This window comes from Arthrobacter sp. SDTb3-6 (genome assembly GCF_013376095.1).
Classification (GTDB): Bacteria; Actinomycetota; Actinomycetes; order Actinomycetales; family Micrococcaceae; genus Specibacter.
In genome coordinates, this window is record NZ_JAAMFN010000106.1 from 1 (window position 1) to 1,496 (window position 1,496).

Annotated in this window: 2 protein-coding genes; both read left to right on the forward strand. The window is 64.1% G+C overall.

What is annotated here, in order from left to right; translation table 11 throughout:
- Positions 1–64: 64 nt before the first annotated feature.
- Positions 65–439 (forward strand): hypothetical protein, encoded by a 375-nt coding sequence (locus tag G6035_RS19470; RefSeq protein ID WP_176618753.1) that lies wholly within the window; start codon positions 65–67, stop codon positions 437–439.
- Between the two features lie 94 nt (positions 440–533).
- A partial coding sequence (locus tag G6035_RS19475) for a DUF4158 domain-containing protein (RefSeq protein ID WP_218063385.1) occupies positions 534–1,496 on the forward strand: 963 nt, incomplete at its 3' end.

A 1,496-nucleotide genomic window follows, 5' to 3' on the forward strand; every position in this document is an offset into this window, starting at 1 on the left:
GCTTGTACCGCGGAACGCGCGCCGGGATTCCCATTTCGCATAGTCCTCCTATGTGCATTGGAAGATGATTGACGCCACCGCCACGCACACCCGTCCGGCCCGGCGGGCGGACGGCAGGCCGCGGCGTGTCCCGAGGAGGCTGCTCGCCTTGGTGTCGACTGGATTTCTGGCTGCCGTGATTTGGTGGGTCATCGTGCCGCAATACGGTGAAGCGGCTGCAACGCTCCGCTCGCTCAAGAAGCTTTCTCTGCCCCTGGTCCTCCTTGTTGTCACGTTGGAACTGTCCTCGCTGACCGCCTATCCGGGGCTGACCACCTCAATCCTGGGGACCAAACGGCCCCACTACGCCACGATGTTTCGAATCGACCTCACCGGTTTGGGCGTCAACCATGTACGGCCTTGGGGACTATCGGTACAGCGGCTGGCGCTAAGCACTTGATCATGATCGTCTAACGCAGGCGATCCACGTTGCGCGGGGTTTCGTCGGAAGGATCTCGATCACTGGTGGGGCGACTATTGTCAGTCTCATGCCCGTGGAATTTCTGACTGATGAGCAGGCGCAGGCCTATGGAAGCTTCGCCGAGGAACCGACGAGGCCCGAGCTGGAGCGCTTCTTCTTCCTCGACGACGAGGACCGGAACCTGATCTCGAAGCGGCGCGGTGACCACAATCGCCTGGGCTTCGCCCTGCAGATGTGCACGGTCCGGTACATCGGACTGTTCCTGGAAGATCCCCTGGCTGTGCCGTGGTCGGTCGTTGAACATCTGGCGGCACAGCTGGAAATCGAGGATCCCTCCTGCCTCAAGGAGTACACCGAGCGGCCAAAGACGGCGTACGAGCACGCGTGGGAGATCCGCGATGCGTACGGCTATCACCAGTACGAGGACCCCGCACACGGCCGGAAGTTCAGGGCGTTCCTGCACGGGCGGGCATGGACGCACGCCGAGGGACCGGTCGCGTTGTTCAACCACGCGGCGGGTTGGCTGCGTCGGCACCGGGTGCTGCTACCCGGGGTGAACGTGCTGGCCCGGCAGGTTTCCGTGGTCCGCACCATCGCCGAGAAACGGCTGCACGCCACTGTTGCCAGGGCCGCCCTGCGGGCGGACCCTGCGCTGCCCGGGGACTTCGTTGCCACGCTGAAGACACCGGAGGGCACCCGGTATTCGGAACTGGAGCGGATGCGTCGACCGCCAACACGGACCACCGGCGCCGCGATGAAGAGTGCGTTGCAGCGGGTTGAGGACATAGCCGCCTTCGGGTTGGGCCGGCTGAAGCTGGAACAGATACCGCCGAACAGGCTCTCGGTGCTGGCTCGGTACGGGCTGGGCACCAAGGCCCCGAAGTTGGAGCGGACCGCGGAGCCCAAACGCACGGCGATACTCACCGCGGTGATGCGCCATCTGGAGGCCAAGGCGATCGATGATGCACTGGACCTCTTCGAGATCCTGATGGCAAGCAGACTGATCAGCACCGCGAAGCGCTCCACGGACAAGCAG